The organism is Psychrobacter sp. GW64-MNA-CIBAN-0177 (genome assembly GCF_040309585.1).
In the GTDB taxonomy this organism is placed as follows: domain Bacteria; phylum Pseudomonadota; class Gammaproteobacteria; order Pseudomonadales; family Moraxellaceae; genus Psychrobacter; species Psychrobacter okhotskensis.
Map to the genome: position 1 here is coordinate 1 of NZ_JBEOOY010000517.1, position 245 is coordinate 245.

Genomic DNA, 245 nt, shown 5'->3' on the forward strand with positions numbered 1-245 from the left:
GCGCACTGGCTATGCAAGTCCCTTACGATGAAAACGAGCAGCTTCTTGCCAGCCATACCATAGCAACAGCGCAAAACGCTGGATGGATTTGGGATATAGGTTTAACGCACCGCCGAGGTGTAGGGCATGTCTATTCAAGCAAATTTTTATCAGACGATGAAGCAGAGCAAAACCTAAGAGACTATTTAGGCGATGCAGCAAACGGTTTAACTGCCCGTAAAATTAGTTTTGAATCAGGATACCGT

Annotated in this window: 1 protein-coding gene; it reads left to right on the top strand. The window is 45.7% G+C overall.

What is annotated here, in order from left to right; all coding sequences use genetic code 11:
• Window positions 1-11 precede the first annotated feature (11 nt).
• A partial coding sequence (locus tag AAEY79_RS16055; RefSeq protein WP_352289698.1) for a tryptophan 7-halogenase occupies window positions 12-245 on the top strand: 234 nt, incomplete at its 3' end.